13 protein-coding genes are annotated in these 20417 nt (G+C 69.1%); 3 read left to right on the forward strand and 10 right to left on the reverse strand.

Going from position 1 to position 20417, the window contains the following annotated elements; all coding sequences use genetic code 11:
- Nucleotides 1-8: 8 nt before the first annotated feature.
- Genes ACYQ8K_RS02705 through hrcA form a run of 4 tightly spaced genes read right to left on the reverse strand, consistent with a single transcriptional unit; the run spans nt 9 to nt 4234 of the window.
- A complete protein-coding gene (locus ACYQ8K_RS02705) occupies nt 9-1067 on the reverse strand; it encodes a PhoH family protein (RefSeq protein WP_459966872.1) in 1059 nt (352 codons plus the stop codon).
- A 56-nt stretch (nt 1068-1123) separates the two neighbouring features.
- Nucleotides 1124-1972 (reverse strand): 16S rRNA (uracil(1498)-N(3))-methyltransferase, encoded by an 849-nt coding sequence (locus tag ACYQ8K_RS02710; RefSeq protein ID WP_459966873.1) that lies wholly within the window; start codon nt 1970-1972, stop codon nt 1124-1126.
- A gap of 24 nt (nt 1973-1996) precedes the next feature.
- Complete coding sequence (dnaJ, locus tag ACYQ8K_RS02715; protein WP_459966874.1) at nt 1997-3145, reverse strand: molecular chaperone DnaJ; 1149 nt, start codon at nt 3143-3145, stop codon at nt 1997-1999.
- A gap of 57 nt (nt 3146-3202) precedes the next feature.
- Nucleotides 3203-4234, reverse strand: a complete 1032-nt coding sequence (gene hrcA, locus ACYQ8K_RS02720) for a heat-inducible transcriptional repressor HrcA (protein WP_064954092.1) — start codon at nt 4232-4234, stop codon at nt 3203-3205.
- Nucleotides 4235-4479: 245 nt separating this feature from the next.
- On the opposite strand from hrcA, the gene ACYQ8K_RS02725 reads away from it, so the two are divergent.
- The 3 genes from ACYQ8K_RS02725 to ACYQ8K_RS02735 all read left to right on the forward strand — a co-directional run bounded on the left by ACYQ8K_RS02725 (nt 4480) and on the right by ACYQ8K_RS02735 (nt 6361).
- Nucleotides 4480-4794 (forward strand): type II toxin-antitoxin system VapB family antitoxin, encoded by a 315-nt coding sequence (locus ACYQ8K_RS02725; protein WP_007770254.1) that lies wholly within the window; start codon nt 4480-4482, stop codon nt 4792-4794.
- Between the two features lie 77 nt (nt 4795-4871).
- Nucleotides 4872-5468 carry a carboxymuconolactone decarboxylase family protein gene (locus ACYQ8K_RS02730; RefSeq protein WP_459966875.1) on the forward strand — a complete coding sequence of 199 codons (597 nt, stop codon included), beginning with the start codon at nt 4872-4874 and terminating at the stop codon, nt 5466-5468.
- Entirely contained in the window at nt 5465-6361 is an 897-nt protein-coding gene (locus ACYQ8K_RS02735) for a sigma-70 family RNA polymerase sigma factor (protein WP_459966876.1), read from the forward strand. Before ACYQ8K_RS02730 ends, ACYQ8K_RS02735 begins: the two co-directional genes overlap by 4 nt.
- On the opposite strand, the gene ACYQ8K_RS02740 is transcribed toward ACYQ8K_RS02735, so the two are convergent.
- The 6 genes from ACYQ8K_RS02740 to ACYQ8K_RS02765 all read right to left on the reverse strand — a co-directional run bounded on the left by ACYQ8K_RS02740 (nt 6355) and on the right by ACYQ8K_RS02765 (nt 20417).
- Nucleotides 6355-6876, reverse strand: a complete 522-nt coding sequence (locus ACYQ8K_RS02740; RefSeq protein ID WP_459966878.1) for a hypothetical protein — start codon at nt 6874-6876, stop codon at nt 6355-6357. The genes ACYQ8K_RS02735 and ACYQ8K_RS02740 overlap by 7 nt on opposite strands.
- Before the next feature lie 282 nt (nt 6877-7158).
- The gene (locus ACYQ8K_RS02745; RefSeq protein ID WP_459966879.1) at nt 7159-7695 is read right to left on the reverse strand and encodes a hypothetical protein; all 537 of its coding nucleotides are present in this window, start codon (nt 7693-7695) and stop codon (nt 7159-7161) included.
- Between the two features lie 228 nt (nt 7696-7923).
- Nucleotides 7924-8139, reverse strand: a complete 216-nt coding sequence (locus tag ACYQ8K_RS02750) for an MbtH family protein (RefSeq protein ID WP_459966880.1) — start codon at nt 8137-8139, stop codon at nt 7924-7926.
- Nucleotides 8120-9406: an NADPH-dependent L-lysine N(6)-monooxygenase MbtG gene (mbtG, locus tag ACYQ8K_RS02755; protein WP_459966881.1), complete on the reverse strand. Its 1287-nt coding sequence runs from the start codon at nt 9404-9406 to the stop codon at nt 8120-8122. The genes ACYQ8K_RS02750 and mbtG overlap by 20 nt, the downstream gene beginning before the upstream one ends.
- Nucleotides 9403-13839, reverse strand: coding sequence for an amino acid adenylation domain-containing protein (locus ACYQ8K_RS02760; RefSeq protein ID WP_459966883.1), 4437 nt, complete (start codon nt 13837-13839; stop codon nt 9403-9405). The genes mbtG and ACYQ8K_RS02760 overlap by 4 nt, the downstream gene beginning before the upstream one ends.
- The gene (locus ACYQ8K_RS02765; RefSeq protein WP_459966884.1) at nt 13836-20417 is read right to left on the reverse strand and encodes an amino acid adenylation domain-containing protein; all 6582 of its coding nucleotides are present in this window, start codon (nt 20415-20417) and stop codon (nt 13836-13838) included. The genes ACYQ8K_RS02760 and ACYQ8K_RS02765 overlap by 4 nt, the downstream gene beginning before the upstream one ends.

Genomic DNA, 20417 nt, shown 5'->3' on the forward strand with positions numbered 1-20417 from the left:
CCGCACCATCATCGACGACCGCGCGAGCCCGTCGCCCGCCGCGACGCCCGGTTCATCGTCAGACCGGGCTCTTCAAACTTCGCATAGGCGTCGACGATCTCCGAAACCAGCCGGTGGCGGACCACGTCCACGCTGGTCAGCTCCGCGACATGGATGTCGTCCACGCTGTCCAGGATTTCCATCGCCGAGCGCAGGCCCGACTTGGCGCCGCCCGGCAGGTCGACCTGCGTGATGTCGCCGGTGACAACGATCTTCGACCCGAAGCCGAGCCGGGTGAGGAACATCTTCATCTGCTCGGCGGTGGTGTTCTGCGCCTCGTCGAGGACGATGAACGCGGAGTTCAACGTACGGCCGCGCATGTAGGCCAGCGGCGCCACCTCGATGACCCCGGCGTTCATCAGTTTCGGGATCAGCTCGGGATCCATCATGTCGTACAACGCGTCATACAACGGCCGCAGATACGGGTCGATCTTCTCGCTCAGCGTGCCCGGCAAAAAGCCAAGGCGCTCACCGGCTTCCACGGCCGGGCGGGTCAGGATGATGCGGCTGACCTGTTTGGTCTGCAGGGCGTTGACCGCTTTGGCCATCGCCAGATAGGTCTTCCCGGTGCCGGCCGGGCCGACCCCGAAGACGATGGTGTTGGCGTCGATGGCGTCGACGTAGCGCTTCTGGTTGAGCGTCTTGGGCCGGATCGTCTTTCCGCGCCGCGACAGGATGTCCAGCGTGAGCACTTCGGCCGGTGACTCGTTGTCGGTGCCGGCCAGCATGGCGACGCTGTGCCGGACCACCTCCGGGGTCAACGACTGACCGCCGGCGACGATGGCGATCAGTTCGGAGATCACCCGCTCGGCGAGCGCGACGTCGGCGGGCTCACCCGCGACGGTGACCGCATTGCCGCGCACGTGCAGGTCGGCATTGAGGCTGCGCTCCAGGGCACGCAGGTTCTGGTCCGCCGAACCCAACAGGCCCATGACGACATCGGGCGGAACGTCGATGCTGCTGCGAACCTGAGCAGAGGCCGGGACGGCTCCGGCTGCGTCAGCAGCGCTGGTCTCGCGGGGCGTCACGTGGCTCTCGATGCCTGCTTTCTCGGCTTGTCGGTAGGTTGCTGGGCCGTCTCAGTCTACGCCGAGGGCCCGGGTTGGTCAGTGTTCAGCAACGTACTCGACGACGGGTCGGTGTCGCGAACCTGCAGCGTGAGGCCGTTTGCCGGGATGTCGCCGCGCCGGTCCCAGCGCGGGGTCAGCACGCCGAGCGCGCCCAGGGCCACCGCCGCGGCGGTCGACGTCCGCAGCACCTGGGGACCGAGCCGCACCGCCACCGCGCCTGCGTCGGACAGCGCTGCCATCTCGTCGTCGGCGATCCCACCTTCGGGACCGACGACGAGCAGCAGCGATTTCGCTTGGGCCAGCCCGATATCTGCGAGTCGGTCGGTGGCCGACTCGTGTAGGGCCAGCGCCGTCGCGCCGGCGGCCACCTCGTCGCGGATCCGCCGTGCCAGCTCCGCGGTGGACAGCACGCCGTCGACCGGCGGGATGTGCGCGCGGCGGGATTGCCGCGCGGCCGACCGGACGACGGCGCGCCACCGCCGCAGCCCCTTGTCGACCCGGTTGCCCTGCCAGTTGGCCACGCACCGCGCGGCCCGCCACGCCAGGAACGCGTCGGCCCCGGCTTCGGTGGCCAGCTCGATGGCCAGCTCCGAACGCTCCGACTTGGGCAGCGCCTGCACGACCGTCGCGGCCGGGCAGCCGGGCGGAACGCTCCAGCGCTCGAGCACCCGCGCGCGCAGGCCGTCGCGCCCGGCGTGTTCCACCTCGCAGTGGGCCAAGGCACCGGCGCCGTCGCCGAGCACAAGTTGCTCGCCGGGACGGATGCGCCGCACGGTGGCGGCGTGAAAGCCCTCGTCACCGCCCAGCACGGCGAGCGAGCCGGGCTGCGGCAGATCGTCGAGGTAGAACAGCGTCGCGACCATGTGCGCGCCTTCGCCGGCCCCTGTCTAGCGTCCGGTGAAGGTTTCGCGGAGCCGGCTGAACAGGCCGCCGCCGGCGTGGGTCGACCGGACCTCGGGGACGTCGCGGCTGCGGCGCGTCTTGAACTCGCGCAGCAATTCGGTGTCGCGGTGATCCAGCCGGGCCGGAACCACCACCTCGACGTGCACGTGCAGATCGCCCCGGGTGCCGGACCGCAGGTGCGGCATGCCGTGGCCGCGCAGCGTGATGACGGACGCCGGCTGGGTGCCGGGCGGGATGGTGATCTCGCTGACGCCGTCCAGGATGGCGTCGACGGTGACGGTGGCGCCCAGCGCCGCGTCGACCATCGGCACCGAGACCGTGCAGTGCAGGTCGTCTCCCTCGCGGACGAAGACGTCGTGGGCCTGTTCGTGCACCTCGACGTACAGGTCACCGGCTGGCCCGCCGCCGGGCCCGACCTCACCTTGCGCGGCGAGCCGCACGCGCATGCCGTCGCCGACACCGGCGGGGATCTTCACGCTGATCTCGCGTCGGGCCCGCACCCGGCCGTCGCCCATGCACTGGTGGCACGGGTCGGGGATGACGACACCGACGCCACGGCAGGTCGGGCACGGCCGTGAGGTCATCACCTGTCCCAGCAGCGACCGCTGCACCGTCTGGACCTCGCCGCGGCCGCCGCAGGTGTCGCATGGCACCGGCGCCGAATCGCCGTTGGTGCCCTTGCCCTGGCATCGGTCGCACAGCACCGCGGTGTCCACGGTGACCTGCTTGGTGACGCCGGTGGCGCACTCCTCGAGGTCGAGCCGCATCCGCAGCAGCGAGTCCGAGCCCGGCCGCACCCGCCCGATGGGGCCGCGGGAGGTCGCGCCGCCGCTGAAGCCGCCGCCGAAGAAGGCCTCGAACACGTCGCCCAGCCCGCCGAAGCCGCCGCCGAAGCCGCCGCCCGCCGCGGCCGCGCCCTCCATCGGGTCACCGCCCAGGTCGACGACCCGCCGCTTCTCGGGGTCGCTCAGCACCTCGTAGGCGACGCTGATCTCCTGGAATTTCGCCTGCGCGGCCTGGTCGGGGTTGACGTCGGGATGCAGTTCGCGCGCCAGCTTGCGATACGCGCGCTTGATCTCCGCGTCGCTGGCGTTTCTGCTCACGCCGAGCAGCCCGTAGTAATCGCGTGCCACGCTTGACTCTCCTATACCTGGTCTTTCCCCGCGCCTACCCACCCTGCGGGTGCGCGTTCATCGAGCACCCAGGACTTCGCCGATATAAAGGGCAACCGCAGCGACGCTGGCGATAGTTCCCGGATAGTCCATCCGGGTGGGCCCCAGCACACCCATTCCCCCGTAAACGGTGTCGGAGGTGCCGTAGGCGGTGGTGACCACGGAGGTGCCCAATATCTGCTCGGCGGCCGTCTCGTGGCCGATGCGCACAGTCACCTTACCGGCTTCCTGCTGGGCGGCCAGCAACCGCAGCACCACCACCTGCTCCTCCAGCGCTTCCAGAATGGAGCGCAAGGAGCCACCGAAATCGGCCGCGTTGCGGGTCAGGTTGGCGGTACCGCCCAGCAACAGGCGCTCTTCGGTGTGCTCGACGAGGGATTCCAGCAAGACCGTCGCCGAGCGGCCGACGGCGTCGCCCAGGCCGTCCGGGCTGCGCAGCTGTCCGGCGAGGTCGGCCACCGCGACCGACGCGGCCGACAGCTTCTTTCCCACCAGCGCCTGGCCGAGCATCTCCCGCAGCTGCGAAAGTTCGTGGTCGTCGATGACGTCACCGAGTTCGACGACCCGCTGATCGACGCGGCCGGAGTCGGTGATGACGACCATCAGCAGCCGCGCCGGGGTCAGGGCGATCACTTCCAGGTGGCGCACCGTCGACGACGACAGCGTCGGGTACTGCACCACGGCCACCTGCCGGGTGAGCTGCGACAGCAGCCGGACCGCCCGACGCAGCACGTCGTCGAGGTCCACACCCGACTCGAGGAAGCTCTGGATCGCGCGGCGTTCGGCCGAGGACAGGGGCTTGACGTCGTCGAGCCGGTCGACGAATTCGCGGTACCCCTTCTCGGTGGGCACCCGCCCGGAACTGGTGTGCGGCTGGGTGATGTAGCCCTCGGCCTCGAGCACCGCCATGTCGTTGCGGACGGTGGCGGACGAGACGCCCAGGTTGTGGCGCTCCACCAACGCCTTGGAACCGATCGGTTCCTTGGTGGCGACGAAGTCGGCGACGATGGCACGCAGCACCTCGAACCGACGGTCATCGGCACTTCCCACCGGCCGCCACCTCCTTCGATACCGCCTTGACCGGATTCATTTTACGGGCTCGGGCGGTGCCGACCGTTATCAGCGGCGGTTCGGCGACTCGGTGGCCGCGGGATCACGGCCCGTCGTCGCCGCGAGGAGGCGGGGACGCCCGGAAGGCTTTCCGCGCACGCATCGGTGCTGACGAAAGTGACTCGGGCTAGCCTTTTCAGAATGAAGCGGTCGGGCCACAGCAATCAGTCGGGAAAGGTCGGCCGATGATTTTCAAGGGCGTACGCGACGGCAAGCCGTATCCCGAACACAACCTGTCCTACCGGGATTGGTCCCAGATACCGCCGCAGCAGATCCGGCTCGACGAATTGGTCACCACCACAACGGTGCTCGCCCTGGACCGCTTGCTCTCCGAGGACTCCACCTTCTACGGCGACCTCTTCCCGCACGCGGTGAGGTGGAAGGGCATCACCTATCTCGAAGACGGGCTGCATCGTGCGGTGCGCGCCGCGCTGCGGAACCGCACCGTGCTGCACGCCCGGGTGTACGACATGGATATGCCGCTGGGCGCGCCCGGCTAATTGTCACGTTCGGGGCTCGCCGCGTGTCGACCTAGTAAGGACGTTGGTTAACAACACAACTTGCCAGGAGGATCGCCATGCCACGGCTGCAAGGAGTCTCCGACCGCGACGCCGGCCTCGGCGCCAAGATCGCTTTCTTTTTCACCAAGCGCAAGCTCGCGCAGATGACCGGGCTGGAAACCGCGGGGATGCTGGAACCGCTGCGGATGTATGCCCATATCCCGCGATTGCTCAACGCCTACGGCAAGTTGGAGCAGGCGGAGTCGAAGCTGGACGTCCTCAGTCCCCGCCAGCGGGCGCTGGCCGAGCTGAAGGCGGCGACGACGGTGCGCTGCGAATACTGCATCGACCTCGGCTCACAGATCGCGCGCCGCTGGGGCATGACCGACGAGGAGCTGTTGGCGCTCTCCGATTATCAGAACGCCCCGTGTTTTTCCGACGTCGACAAGCTGATCCTGCGGTACGCCACCGCGATCAGCCGCACCCCGGTCGAGGTGAGCGACGAACTGTTCGACGCGCTGCGCGCGCATTTCGACGCCGCGCAGCTCGTCGGCCTGACCCACGTGATCACGCTGGGCAACCTTCGGGCCCGTTTCAACATCGCGCTCGACATCGGGTCGTCGGGCTTTTCCGGTGACCGGGTGTGCGCCTTGCCCGAGACCGATCGGCCGTGACGGCCGAGGCGTCGCTGGCGGCACGCTTCGAGGCGGCCCGACCACAGCTGGGCGCCATCGCCTACCGCATGCTGGGCTCGATCGACGACGCCCAGGACGCGGTGCAGGAGGCGTGGCTGCGGTTGAGCCGCAGCGCCGAATCGGACGGCGGGGCGGGCATCGCCAACCTGGACGCCTGGCTGACCACGGTGGTGGCGCGCATCTGCCTGAACGTGTTGCGCGACCGCCGGACTCGCGGCGGCGAGGACCTGGTGGGTCACCTGCCGGATCCGATCGTGGAGGCGGAGGGTGAATTCGATCCCGAACACCGCGCGATGCTGGCCGACGCGGTGGGGCTGGCGCTGTTCGTGGTGCTGGACACGTTGCCGCCGGCCGAGCGGCTGGCGTTCGTCCTGCACGACGTCTTCACCGTGCCGTTCGATCAGATCGCGGCCATCGTCGACCGGACGCCGGAGTCGGCCCGCAAGCTGGCCAGCCGGGCACGACGCCGGATCGAGCGGGCCGATCCGGTGCCCGACGGCACGTTGGCCGCTCAACGCGAGGTGGTCGACGCCTTCTTCGCGGCGGGGCGCAGCGGCGACTTCGACCGCCTCGTCGCGGTGCTGGATCCCGACGTGGTGTTGCGGGGAGACTTCGGCGCAACCGCGCCCGTCTTCCGCGCCCAGGGCGCGGCCTCGGTGGCGCAGCTGGCCCGTGGTTACGCGGGCTCGGAGCGCGAGGCACGCGCCGCGACCATCAACGGTGCCGCGGGCGCGGTGATATTCATCGCCGGCCGTGCGGCGTCCGTCATGGGTTTCGTGGTGCGCGACGGCCGGATCCGCGCGATCGACGTGCTCGCGGATCCGGCGCGCATCGCCCGGTTAGACCTGCGCGCGCTGGGCGCCGATCACTGACCGGCGGCCTGCAGCAGCTCCATCGCCGACGCGCGCGACAGCACCCAGCCGCCCTGGTTGACGAAGGTGACGTTCTGCGTGACCGGCGACGTCAGCTTGGGGCCGGAGACCGCAACGTCGGCGGTCGCCGAACCGGCCGCGGCCGGCTGGATGTTGGTGACGTCGAACGACAGCGGCAGGTCGCCGTTCTTGGCGGCCTTCTGCAGCTTCTTGTCCGCGACGTGCGCCTCCATGCCGCTGATGCCGCCCTGGACCAGATTGCCCTTGCTGTTGAACGACACGTTCGGGTCGGCGAGGCTGTTGAGCACGCCCGTCAGCTGATCGGGTGTCGGCACGTTGGCACCGGCGATCGGCTGCGCCGGCGGCGGATCCTGCGGTAGCGGCGCACCGACGGTGGCGAGCCGTACCCCCGCGGAAAGCGAACTCGGCGTCGCGACGGACGCCACGCCGGCGGCGGCGCCCCCGACGATGGCCAGCGCGGCCACCGCGGTGGCAATGGTCTTGACGGTCTTCATGGTTCCCCCTTCGGTGGGCACGAGTGTCGAACGCATGACAATCCGCACCGCCTGGTGTGGCGGCTCAGATGGTGTAGGCGTGCCCGTTGCGTCTGGTATTTCGTGTCTCGGCACCGATACGTTACGGCGATCCGATGGGGAAAAAACAAGAGCACACTGTGCGCCGGCTGTGCGAGGACGTGCATTGGTACGCCGCCGCCAGGGGAACGGCAAAACCCCATGCGCCGCCTCACGGAGGCGCATGGGGTTTTGCTTGAAGCGTCGGTGTTGCCAGCCGGAGTCTTAGTTGGTCGCCGTCGCCGCCTGCACCAGAGCAAGCGCCGCGTCGTGCTGCAAGACCCAGTTTCCGTTCTGGTTGACGAACACCAGGTGCTTGTTGACCGGTCCGGCGAACTTCGGCCCCGTGATGGCCACATCGGCCTGGGCCATATTCGGACCCGCCGGCGCGATGTTCGTCACGTTGAACTGCTCGGGGAAGTTCCCGTTCCGGTAGGCCTTCCTCAAGTCGTGGTCGGCCACCATGCCCTCGTTTTGACTGACGCCGTTTTCAACGAAGTTGATCTTGTCCCTGTAATTGACGCCGGGGTCGGTTACTTGGTTGCAGAGGGTCGCCAACTGATCCGCCGTCGGCAACTGCCCCGGCGCTCCCGGCGGCGGAGGCGGAGGCGGCGGCGGGTCCTGCGGCAGTGGCGCGCCGACCGCAGCCAGTTGCACCTGATCGAGGCCGATCGGTGCTGCAGTGGAAGCCACACCGGCGGCGGCGCCGCCAATGGCGGTCACTGCCGCCACGCCCGTGGCAATGGACTTCACGGATTTCACAGGTCCCCCTTCGATGCACATGGACCGAGGCGGAAATCCTGCGGATAGCCGCACGCGGTCACACGTCTCCATGGTTGAAGATGGTGTAAGTGTGCCCTGTGACTCCGGAATTTGTGTCTCAGGTCGGTCACGTTACGACGTCGCTACGGACGCAACGCGTGAAACCACGCTAATTGTTCTGTGCCGCAAGCAGCTAGCGGCGGAAATTTCGGCCCCCAGGACCCCGTACTACTCCCCGGCGAGCGCCTCAATCAGACTCTTGGGCCGGATGTCCGACCAGTTCTGTTCCACGTACTGCAGGCAGTCCGCGCGGCTGGCTTCACCGAACGCCACCCGCCAGCCGGCCGGCGTGTCAGCGAACGTCGGCCACAGGCTGTGCTGGTCTTCGTCGTTCACCAGCACCACAAAGGTCGCGTTGTCGTCATCAAAGGGGTTCGCGCTCATCGTGTCTCCTTCTCACGGGATACTTGGACGGGCTGACGGAGGATCCCAATACCCGGTCGGATAGCAGCCCAAGGCAGCTCAGGTTGGGAAACCCGGGCCCCTGGGTGAGACCTGACAGGTTCGGCAGGAACAACTTTGGTGTCACGTCCGTGACGGCCAGGTCATAACCTATCGCCTCCTGCAGCCGATCCGCGGTCAGGGGCCCACCCAGACCCAGTTCTAGCAGATCAAGGGCTTCCTGGCTGAATAGCGGTGCGAACCAAAGCGAGTCAGCGCCGGAGCCGTCGATGACGAGGTCGAACCCGTGTACCGTCTCCAGATTCTCGCTGCCGCGATTGGTGGCCAGCGTCAACCGGATCTGCCCCTCCTTGCCCACCGCGTGGGCGACGCGGCCACGCAGGTGGTGGATGCGATCATCGGCCAGCAACGCTTCCTGCACGTGGGACGAAAACACCCCGCGGTCGGTGCGCGCCAATGCATCGCGACGTTCGGCAAGCGTGAGGGCCGGCCAATTGGTGGGGTCGGAGAACAGCGAGTTCTCGAAGAACCCCTCGCCGCGGGTGAAGAGCGTGGCTTGTGGCGAAATCACGGTGATGCTCGAAACCCGGTGCCGGAACAGCTCATAGAGCATCGCCGCAGCCGTCTCGCCACCGCCGATCACCGCCACCCGCTCCGCATTGATCCGATCGTGGTTGGCAGCGCGGTCCCAGAACTGGGCGATCGACAGCACGCGCGGATTGCCTGGGAGCAAGGACTTTTCGGCCTGCCCAGGGCCGGTGATCATCAACGCGTCGGCGTGCACGGTGGTCTCGTGCGTGTGCAGCGCCCAGCGCTCCCCGGCGATCGCCATTCGTTCGACGTCACCGTGCACCACGTTCATGCCCACGTGGTCCGCGACCCAGGTCAGGTACTGGCTCCACCGGCGATGCGTCGGCGCCGGCCTGCCGCGGTCGATCCACTCCGCGAACGAGGCCGTCGCGATGAGGTAGGACTGCCAGCTGTAGCGGGTCATCCGCTCGTCGAGTTCGGCGTTGCGGCGCGGCACCAGCGCCGAGCGGTAGGGGAACCCGACGTCTTTCTCGGGGCTGGTGCCCAGCCGATGCGCGCCATCGGTCCAGCCACCGCTGGCCTGCCAGTTCGCCGCGACGCCGATCCGCTCCACCGCGACCACGTCGGGAACCTCGACGCCCATTTCGCGCAGCGCGAAGGCCTTGGCCGCCACGGCCACCGCCTTGGCGCCGGCGCCCACGATCGCAAGTGTGCTCATTTCACCATCTCCCGCAGCGAATCAACCCAAAGAGCCTGCAGCGCAGCAATATCCGCGGCATCGAGAATGTCGGGCAGGGCGCGCCACTGCGCGGCCAGAACCCGCTCCCCGTCATAGCTCAGCACCATCGCGGCAATCGTGAGTTCGTGGCGCACCGCCAGTTGCGGCTCCGGCACCGGCGACGACCCGGCGAGTAGCTCGCGCTCCAGCCGCAGCCCCGTGCCGCCGTCGGTGTGCGCGGCGCCGAGATAATTCAGCAGCAGCTGCGGCGGTGAATAATCGGCGAGCCGCGCGGCGGTGTCATCGCGCAAGTAGCGCAGCAACCCGTAGTCGAGTCCATCGCCGGGGATGGCGGCCAGCTTCTCCCTCACCTGGTGCGGATCCGTCGAGTCGAACCGCACCGGATAGATGGAGCTGAGCAATCCGACCGTATCCCCGGTGTCGATGGTGTGTGCGCCCGGACCGTCCACCAAACCATCGGCGCGGCCGTGTGTTTCGAGTGCCAGCAGCGGGGGCGGGGTGGCCTGGCCGCGCATCTCGCGCCAGCGCGTCACCGTCGCCGCGGTCGCGGCCACCAGCAGCGTGGGCAGCGGCAGGCCCGACTCCAGCAGCCGGCGGGTGACGTCGGCATCGGTGGCGGCGTTGCGGACGATCAGGTCGCGAGCCCGATCGCGGCTCGGATCGAGCCTTCTGGCACCGAGGTCGGGATCCTCGCCGTCCAGTTGGGATGCCCAGAACTGCACGGTGTCCAACCGGTGCGCCCGCGCGCTCAGCGCGTCCGCCCAGCGCCGATAGCTGGTGTGTTCGCGGACGGGCGCCGGCGAGTGGCCGGTGGCCGAGGCGGTCAGGGCGGCGCTGAGCTCGCCCAGGATCACGCGCCACGACGCCGGGTCCAGCGCGACGACGTGGGCGGACAGCAGCAGAACGCTCTTCCCCGTCGGCGGTCGCAACCACACCGCGGACAGCAGCCTTCCGCGTTCGGGGTCCAGGCGGTCGACGGCTTCGGCGACGTGGGCGGATACCGCCGCGGCCAGATCGCCAGCCACCTCAACCTCTTTGACCGTGTCGGCGATATCGACCGCGGCCACCGGCACCAGGGTCATGGTGGAGCGGTCCACGCGGGTGCGCAGCACCTCGTGGCCCTCGATGATGCTTGCCAAAGCCGCGTCCAAGTGCTGGCGGCGCAGCGTCTCGGGCAGCCGGATGGCTTCGGTCTGCGCGAGCCGGCGCGGGTCGCCGAATTCGTAGAGCCACCGACCGTTGGGCAGCAACGGCATTGGCCCGGATCCGGTGTCCACCTGCCGGGCGGCGGCGGTGGCTTCCGAGTCGATCGCCTCGGCCAGTTCGCGGACATTGCTGCACTCGAGGATGAGCCTGGCGCGCAACGCAATTCCGCGTGCGCGCGCCGCCTGTACCACCGACAACGCCATGATGCTGTCCAGGCCCAGGTGCAGGAAGTCCGCGGTGATGTCGACACGCGGCTGCCCGAGCAGCTCGGCCAGCAGCTCGGCCAGCGCGGTTTCCGTGGCGGTCTCCGGCGTCGCCCCCCCGACTTCCGACTCGGTGTGGTCGAAGGCGGCCAGCGCGGTCTCGTCCAGCTTTCCGTTGGGGGTCAACGGGATTTCGTCGACCAGGATGATGCGCTGCGGGACCATGTAGCGCGGCAGCCGGGTGCTGAGCATGGCCCGCAGCTCCGACGTGGTGGGCCGCGCTGTCGTGTCGGCGGCGACGTACGCGGTGAGCCGCGCGACGCCCCGGCGCTGCTGCACCAGCACCCCCGCGTGCCGCACGGCGGGGTGCGATTCGAGAGCGGCCGCGATCTCCCCGGGTTCGACGCGGTGGCCGCGGATCTTCACCTGGGCATCGGCGCGTCCCACGTATTGCACTGAGCCGTCGGGCAACCGGCGCACCAGATCGCCGGTGCGATACATCCGTTCGGCCGCCGCAAACGGGTCGGCGACAAAGCGCGCCGCGGTCTCCGGGGCGCGGCCCAGGTAGCCACGGGCCAGCTGGGCACCGCCCAGATACAGTTCGCCCGTCGCCCCGCACGGCACCGGGCGCAGCGCGGAATCCAAAACGTAGCCGCGGGTGTGCCGGGTCGGCCGCCCGATGGCCGGTTCGTCGTGCTCGGCGACGGCGGCGACCACCGCTTCCACCGTGGTCTCGGTGGGCCCGTAGCAGTTGTATGCCGTCATCGGCGAGGTGCCGCAGGTGTTGCGGATCCGGGCCCAGGCCGCGCTGCCGACCGCCTCGCCGCCCAGCGCCAGCACGGCCAGTGGCGCCTCGGTCAGCAATCCGAAAGCCTGCAGTTGGGCGAACATTGACGGGGTGGTGTCGATCATGTCGATGCCGTGCGCGGCGATCAGCGCGACGAGCGCCTCGGCATCGGTCTGGGTCTGCTCGTCGACGATGTGCACGACGTGGCCGTCGAGCAGGCCGACCAGCGGCTGCCACGCGGCGTCGAAGGCGAACGACCAGGCGTGGGCGATGCGCAGCGGCCGCCCGAGCCTGCCTGCCGCCGGCCGCAATACGCGATCGAGGTGATCGTCGGCGTAGGCGCTCACCGCGCCGTGGGTTCCGATGACGCCCTTGGGTTCTCCCGTCGTGCCCGAGGTGAACACGACATACGCGGCCTGCGCGGCTGCGACGTCGACGGGGCTGAACTCGTCGTCGTGCGGTTCGCGGGCGTCCAGCAGCCCCTTGGTCAGCGCGTCGTCCAACACGATCGACGCGCCCGATTGACGCAGGATCGAGTCCACCCGTTCGCGGGGCATTCCCGGTTCCATCGGCACGCACATGCCACCGGCCTTGAGCACTGCCAAGATCGCGATGATGTACTGCGGACCGCGGGACAGCTTGAGGCCCACCGGAGTTTCGGGTTTGACCCCCTTATGGGCGAGTCGCGCCGCCAGCCGGGTGGCATGAAGATCCAGCTCGCGGTAGCTCAGCGCGCCACCCGCCCAGCTGAGCGCCGGGTTGTCCGGTGCACGGGCCACGACGTCGGCGAACCGGGCGTGGATGCTCAACGGCGATACCGGCGTTGGCGCACCGGCAGCCCGCAGCGGTTCCGCCTCGCCGCCCAGCAGGACGCTGACGTCGCGCAGCGGACGCTCCCAGCCCTGCAGCAGCCTTTCGGCGGCGGTGAGCACCCGCTGCCCGAAGGTGGCGGCGGGAATGGCGCCCAGCGCCCCGTCGAGCGCTTCGATCAACACCACCAGCTCGCCGCCTTCCATGTGGGCGGCGATCGCAATCGGGAAATGCGACAGGGTTTGCAGGGCGGACGGCCGGAAAGTCGCACCGCCGGCTGTCAATTCGCCACTGGCGGTCAGCCCGTCCAGCGGGAAGTTCTCGTAGACCAGCAGGGTGTCGAACATTTCGCCGACCCCGCCGAGGGCGCGAAGCTGGGCATGCCCGAGATAGCTGTGCTCGCGCAGCAGTGCCGCGTCGCGCTGCACGGCGCGACACTGCTCGCCGGCGGTCGCGGCCGGGTCGAGTCGCACGCGCAGCGGCACGGTGTTGATGAACAGACCGACCATGGTCTCGACGCCGGCCAGTTCGGGCGGCCGCCCGGAAACCGTGACCCCGAAGACCACATCGCGGCTATCGGTAAGCCGCGACAACACCAACGCCCACGCCATTTGCATCAGGGTGTTGACCGTGATGCCACGCTTTCGGGCGTCCTCGACCAACCGCCTGGTGGCGTCGGCCGGCAGTCGCAGCCGGGTGGTGCGGGGCAGCGCCGTCTGCTGCCCGTCGGTCGTCTCGATGGACCCCAGGGCGGCTGCGAGCAGGGTGGGACCCGGCAGCCCGGCCAGGTGCTCGCGCCAAACGCGTTGGCTGGTCACCGGGTCGCGGCTCGCCAGCCAGCCGATGTAGTCGCGGTAGGGCCGCGGCGCCGCGGGCAGCGCCGACGGGTCGCCACCGGCCTGATACAGAACCATCATCTCGTTGACGAACACCGGCAGCGACCATCCGTCGATCACGATGTGATGGGCGGTGAGCACCAAGCGCCATCGCGCACTGGGCAATTCGATCAACAAGAAGCGAATGGCCGGCCCACGCTCCAGGTCGAATGGTCGTTGGCGCTCGCGGGTTTCCAGTGCGGGCACGTCCTCGGGTGTGGCGGCGACCAGTGTCCAGGGCAGCTCGACGCGCGACGGCACGATCTGTACCGGCCGCGGGATCCCCCGGCTGAAGAAGCTGGCCCGCAGATTCGGGTGCCGCACCAGCATCTGCACCGCGCACTCACGCAGCAACGCGACATCGAGTTCGCCGGAGATGTCCGCCGCTATCCCGATGACATACGGGTCGTCCGCCGCTTCACCCTCGGCGAATTCGGCGAGCGTGGTCAGCGAATACAAGCCCTCCTGCAGCGGGCTCAGCGCCATCACGTCCTCGATGTCGGGCGCGACATCGCTTTGGGCAGCTGTCATGTCGTACCTTCGCGCGACGACGAGAAGAGTTGCGTCACGGCAGCCAGATCCGAAGGCGACAGTCCGGACGTGCTCATCGGCTCGAAACGAGTGTCGGCCGGCTGCTCGTCCTGTTCGGTGACGGCTCCCTCGTCGCCCAGCGCATCGAGTGCGGCCGCCAGCTGCTGCACCGTCGGGTTCTCGAAGATCATCCGCGGGCTCACGGCCAGGCCGGCCGCCCGGGCCCGCGAGGCGAGCTGCACGGACAGGATGCTGTCGCCGCCGAGGGCGAAGAAGTCGTCGGAGCGCCCGACGTCCGGGGTGGACAGCAGTTCCGCGAACACCTTGGCCAGCGCGCGTTCGGTGTCGGTGCGCGTCGGTTCGGTCTGCCCGCCGGTGCTGACCGCCGGCCGCGGCAACCCGGGCCGGTTCAGCTTGCCCGACTCGGTTTTCGGCAGCACGTCGAGCACGGTCAGCGACGACGGCAGCATGTAGCCCGGCAGGGTCGTGGCGATCGCCGCGCGCACCTCGCCCGCGAACGTCGCCTTCGCGGCGTCATCGGTAAGCGGGCGTTGCGGCACAACGTATCCGGCCAGCGAGGTGCCGCCGTGCACCTCCCAGGTGCGGGCCGCCGCGGCGGCGACGCCTGCGGCGCCCGCCAGGGCCGCCTCGACCTCGGCCAACTCGACGCGGAAACCGCGGACCTGCACCTGGTGGTCGGAACGCCCGGTGAATTCCAGTCGACCGTCCTCGGTCCACCGGGCCAGGTCGCCGCTGCGGTACAACCGCGAACCCGGCTCGGCGCCATAGGGATTGGCGATGAACCGCGTCGCGGTCAGGCCCGGGCGTTTCCAGTATCCTCGCGCGAGCTGGTCACCGGCGTAGTACAGCTCGCCCACGACGCCGACCGGCACGGGACGCAGCCCATCGTCGAGCAGGTAGGCCTGCGCCCCCGGGACCGGCTTTCCGACAAGGGGATTCGGCAGGCCCAGCGGCCCGCGGGACACCGCGCCGGAGGTCTCGGTGGAACCGATGTTGTTCAGCAGCTCGGTGCCGGCGCCGTCCGTTTCGGCGCACACCGATACCAGGCGTTGCAGCAGCGCCGCGCTCACCGGCTCCCCACCGCACACCAGTCGCGACAGCGAACGCACGGCGTCGGGCCGGCTGTCCACCAGCGCCGACACCAGGCTGGGCACCGCGGTCACCTGGGCGACCGAATACCGGTTCATCAGGTCCCCGAGGGCCTCCGGGTCGCGGTGCTCGGCGTCGTCGGCCAGGATCATGGTCGCGCCGGCCGCCAGGCCGGCCAGCATCTCCATGCCGCCTTCCAGGAACGTGATCGAGGCCTGCGCCAGTCGAACATCGTCGCTTCGCGGCGGGTAGTGCCGCAGCTGCCAGTCGAGACGCGCAGCCATCGAGCGATGCGTTCCCACGGCGCCTTTCGGCTTGCCGGTGGACCCGGAGGTGAAGACCAGGTACATCGGGTCATCGGGGTGCGGCCGACGCAGCTCCCGCGACAGCGGATCAACATCGTCGCTGTCGACCAGGGCGCGAACCTGTGGATCGTCCAGCGAGATCAGCTCGACCCCGGGCACCTGCGGCATGGTGTCCACCGCTTCGACGGTCGCGATCACGACTGGAGGTTGCACGTCGTCGAGCATGAATTGCTTTCGCGCCAGCGGATATCCGGGATCGATGGGGAAGTAACCGGCGCCGGCTTTCATGATGGCCACCAGCGCCACCACCAGCTCGATGCTGCGCCGGGTCGACAGCCCGGCCAGCGACCCGGGGCCCACCCCGCTCTTGACGAGCAGCGCGGCCAAGTTGTCCGAACGGCGGTGCAGCGCGGGGTAATCGATGCTCTGCTCGCCGCAGCGCACGGCCACGCGGTCGGCGCCCCAGGCCCGGCTGGGTTCCAGCAGTTCCGGGATGGTGCGCGGCCGGTCGCGCGGCGGCTGCTCGCCGCGGCTCCAGTCCTGCAGAATGCGGTCCTGCTCCGCGGCGTCGACCAGCCGGACGTCACGCAGAGTCTGATCGATGTCATCGGCGAACTCGGCCAGCGCGCGGACCAGCCATTCGGCCAGCCGCTCGATGGTGGTCCGGGCATAGAGCTCCGTCCGGTAGATGACATTGCAGTTGTAGCCGATGTCGCCGGAGCCGTCGGTGCTGAAGAAGTTGACGCTCAGGTCGGCGTGCGCCATGTCGAAGACGGGGTCCAACGAGGTGCAGACCGTGTCCTGCTCGCCGCTGCCCGCGGGCGCCGCCTCGATAACCCGACTGGCGGACAGGTGATCCCGGACGTGCACGACGACTTGGAACAGCGGGTTGCGCGACAGTGAGCGCACCGGGCTGACGCTGTCGACGACCCGGTCGAACGGCAGGTCCTGGTGGGCATAGGCGGCCAGCGCGGTCTCGCGGGACCGCTTGAGCAATTCGCGCAGCGTCGGGTTGCCGTCCATGTCGTTGCGCAGCACCAGGATATTGACGAAGAATCCGATCAGCTGGTCCAGCTCGGCTTCGGTGCGGCCGGCGACCGGGGTTCCCAGTGGGATGTCCACGCCCCCACCGGCTTTGTGCAAGACCACGGCGACGGCCATTTGCAGCAGCATGAATTCGGTGATGCCGAGCTCGCGGCACAGCTCGCCGAGCTTTGCTCGGGTGGCCGAGTCGATCTGGAAGTCGACGGACTCCCCTTCGCCGCTGGGCACGGGCTGGCGCGGGAAGTCCGGGCGCAGCCCGGTGTCCTCCGGCATCCCGGCCAGCTGCCGGGTCCAGTACTCGCGCTGGCCGCCGGCGATGGCAGACTCCTGGCCGCTCGCGTCGCCCAGGAACTTGCGCTGCCAGGCCGCGTAATCGGCGTACTGCACACGCAGCGGAGCCCACGACGGCGCCTCTTGGCCGCGCCGGGCCCGGTAGGCCGTCATCACGTCGGAGAACAGCACGCCCGCCGACCAATGGTCGGAGGCGATGTGGTGCACGACCAGCGACAGCACGTGCTCCGCGGTGTTCTCGGTGCGCAGCACCGCGACCCGGATCGGCAGTTCAGCGTCGAGTTCGAAGCAGTGGCACCGCTCGACGTCGAGCTGCTGTTGCAGCCAGGCCTCGTCGGGTCCCTCCTCGCGGCGCACCGGAACCTCGACGCCGGCCGGTTCAACAACCTGATAGGGCACGCCGTCCAGCTCGACGTAGCTGGTGCGCAGGATTTCGTGCCGGGCAACCACATCGCCGACGGCGGCGATCAACGCGTCGATGTCCCACGGCCCGGTCAGCTTCGCCGCAAAGGGAATGTTGTTGACCCGGCTGGGCCCGTCCACGCGGTAGGCGAACCAGCTGCGCAGCTGCGACGCCGACAGCGGCATCGGTTCATCGTGCGCGGTGGTGATCAGCCTGGGCCGCGACTGCGTGCGTCCGTCCGAACCCAGTGTGTCGATCCGCTCGGCCAACGCCCCGACCGTCGCGAGTTCGAACACGTCGCGGATGCCGATTTCCACGCCGCACTCCGCGCGGATCGCGGTGACCAGTTTGGTCGCGACCAGCGAGTGGCCGCCCAGATCGAAGAACGAGTCGTCGACGCCGACGCGTTCACGGCCGAGCAACCCGGAAAACAGTTGGGCGACGCGCTGTTCGGTGGGGGTGCTGGGGTCGCGGTATTCGGTGGCGGCCGCGATCTGCGGTTGCGGGAGCGCGGCGCGGTCGATCTTCTGGTGCGCGGTGATCGGGATCTCGTCGAGCACCACGTAGGCGGCCGGGGTCATGTAGTCCGGCAGCGCGGCGGCCACCCGGGCCCGGATGCGCTCCACATCAACGGTTTCCGTGCCCGCGCCCTGGGCCGGCGTCACGTATCCGACCAGGCTCTTGCCCAACTGGGGCAAGTCCATAGCCAGCACGACGGCTTGCCCGACGCTGGGGTCGACCGAGATGGCGGCCGCGATTTCGCCCAGCTCGATGCGGAAACCGCGGATCTTCACCTGTTCGTCGGCCCGGCCGACGAACTCGATGTCACCACTCGCGTTGCGGCGCGCCAGGTCGCCCGAGCGGTACATCCGGCCACCGGCAGTGAATGGATCGGCGACGAAGCGCTCGGCGGTCAACTGCGGCCTGCGGTGATATCCATGCGCGACATGTGTTCCGGCAATATAGATTTCGCCGATCACGCCGACGGGGACCGGCTGCAGCGCGTTGTCGAGCAGATACACCTGCGTGTTGATCTTGGGCCGGCCGATCGGCACCACGCGGGTGCCCTGGGTGCCTTCGACCGGGTAGCTGGTGCAGTTCACCACCGTCTCGGTCGGTCCGTAGAAGTTGTGCAGCGACGCGTCGAAGGTGGCGTGGAATTTGTCGGCGATCTCGCCGGGCAGGGCCTCCCCGCCGATGGGCACGCGCCGCAGGGTCCGCCACTGGCTGACGCCGGGCAACGAGAGGAAAAGCCCGAGCAGCGACGGCACGAAGTGCATCGACGTGATGCCCTCGCGGGCCAGCAGGTCGGTGAGGTAGCCGATGTCGCGCAGCCCGTCGGGCCGCGGAATCACCAAGCGGGCGCCCATGATCAGCGTGCCGAAGATCTCGCCGATCGACACGTCGAAGCTGGGCGAGGCGACCTGCAGCAGCCTATCGGTGTCGTCGATCCGGTATTCGTCGCCGAACCAGACGAAGTACTCCGCGATGGGTGCGTGCGGCACCGGAACACCTTTGGGCAGCCCGGTGGAACCCGAGGTGTAGATCAGGTAGGCGGTGTTATGCGGGCTCAGCGGTCGGATCAGTTCGGCGGGTGCGCTGGCCGGATAGCGCGCGGTGTCTGTAACAGGTTCTCGCAGAACGAGTTTCGCGTCTGCGTCCTCGAGAATGAAGCTCAGCCGGTCCTCCGGGTAGGTGGGATCCACGGGCAGATAGACCCCACCCGCTTTGAGCACCCCCAACGCGGTGATGACCAATTCGGGAGACTTGTCCAGCAGCACCGCGACGCGATCCTCGGTGCCGATCCCCTGCTCGATGAGCCAGTGCGCCAACCGGTTCGACTCTTCGTCGATTTCCCGGTAGGAGTAGGCGCGCCCCTCGTAGACCACGGCGACGGCATCGGGGGTGAGCCCCGCCCGCCGGCTGACCAGCTCGGGCAACGTGCCGGCCGGGGTGACGAAATCCTCGCCGGTCGACACCGCGCGCAGCCACTCGGCGTCGTCGGCGCTCATCAACGCGCACGCCGACAGCGTCACATCGGGATCGGACAGCAGGCCGTCGAGCAGAGCGGCGTAATGGCGCAGCAATTGCTCGACCAACTCCTGATCCATCACCTCGACCAGGTACTCGGCCTCGACCACGCCGCCGCCCGACCCGTCCGGGGCCCGGTCCAGCTCGACCATCAGACTCAACGGCAATTGGTTGAAATGGCCGCGCAATTCCCCGCGCTCGCAGCGCACGCCGGGCGGGCAGAAGCCAGCGCCGTCGGGCTCCCGTTGTCCGAAGCTCACCCGGGTCATGCGGTCCGCACCATGCCGGCGATCGGGATTCGACTCGCGCACCAGCCAATCCAGGTCGGCGCGCGAATGAGCGAACGCGCCTACCGTCTCCTCACGGGTTTCGGCCAGCAGCTCGCGGAACGTCTGATGCGACCGCGGCCGCAACCGGATTACCACCGTGTTGCCGTAATACCCGATGACACCCTCGGTGCCCACGCCGCGGTTGAGCACCGGGGCCGCCACCAAGAAGTCGGTCGACTGGGTGTACCGGTGCACCAGCACGGCGAACGCGGCCATCAACACCATGTACGGGGTGGCGCCGGACTCGCGGGCAAGCCCGGCCGCCCGCTCAACGGTGTCCGCCGATAACCGCGCGAACGCGCGCTGCGCGCGCCAGGTGCTGGGCACCACCGAACCGTTGGCCCCGGGCAGCTCGAGGGGTTCCGGTAGGTCGGCCATCCGTGGCCGCCAGTAGTCCAGGTCCGCCTGGCGGATGGCGGTGACATCCGCGGCAAGGTCTTTGAGCGCCCCGCCCTCCGCGAACTCGGCCGGGTCGTTGTATGCGCGGGTCAGATCGGCGAAGAAGGGCGCCCACGAGCCGTCGTCCCAGGCGATGTGGTGCGCGGTGATCAGCAGCATCAGTTCGTCGTCGGCCAGGCGCGCCGCCGTGACCCGCAGCGGTGAATCCTGGCTCAGGTCGAACGGCCGGCGAAAGTCCCTCTGTGCCAGCACATCCAGGCGCAGCCGGCGCGCCTGGTCGGTCAACCCGGTCAGGTCGTGTTCGGCCCATTCGGGCCGCAGGTCCTCGCGGATCACTGGGTGCGGGTCGCCCTCACCGTCGGTGGCGTACGTCGTATGCAGCACCGGGTGTCGCGCGGCGACGGCGTCGACCGCACGGTGCAGCCGCGCGGTGTCGACGGTGCCGGACAGGCGGTACGAGACGCAGACGTTGAGCAGCGCGCCGTCGGGATCGACGGACTGCACGAACCACATCCGGTGCTGGCCGACCGACATGCGCGGTTGGCCGTCCGCGGCGACGGGCGCCGCGGCCGTCGTCTTGGCCAGGCCGCGTTCAGCGAGCTTGCGGCGCAGTAGTTCCAGCCGCTCATCGTCGAGATGGGTGCCGACGCCGGTGGTGTCTGTCAC

The organism is Mycobacterium sp. MUNTM1 (assembly GCF_054660795.1).

Coding starts and splice junctions, on each gene's coding strand:
- ACYQ8K_RS02710 (WP_459966873.1), bottom strand. CDS start 1,972: ATGGTCGCGACGCTGTTCTACCTCGACGATCTGCCGCAGCCCGGCTCG.
- ACYQ8K_RS02725 (WP_007770254.1), top strand. CDS start 4,480: ATGATTTTCAAGGGCGTACGCGACGGCAAGCCGTATCCCGAACACAAC.
- ACYQ8K_RS02730 (WP_459966875.1), top strand. CDS start 4,872: ATGCCACGGCTGCAAGGAGTCTCCGACCGCGACGCCGGCCTCGGCGCC.
- ACYQ8K_RS02740 (WP_459966878.1), bottom strand. CDS start 6,876: ATGAAGACCGTCAAGACCATTGCCACCGCGGTGGCCGCGCTGGCCATC.
- ACYQ8K_RS02750 (WP_459966880.1), bottom strand. CDS start 8,139: ATGAGCGCGAACCCCTTTGATGACGACAACGCGACCTTTGTGGTGCTG.
- mbtG (WP_459966881.1), bottom strand. CDS start 9,406: ATGAGCACACTTGCGATCGTGGGCGCCGGCGCCAAGGCGGTGGCCGTG.
- ACYQ8K_RS02760 (WP_459966883.1), bottom strand. CDS start 13,839: ATGACAGCTGCCCAAAGCGATGTCGCGCCCGACATCGAGGACGTGATG.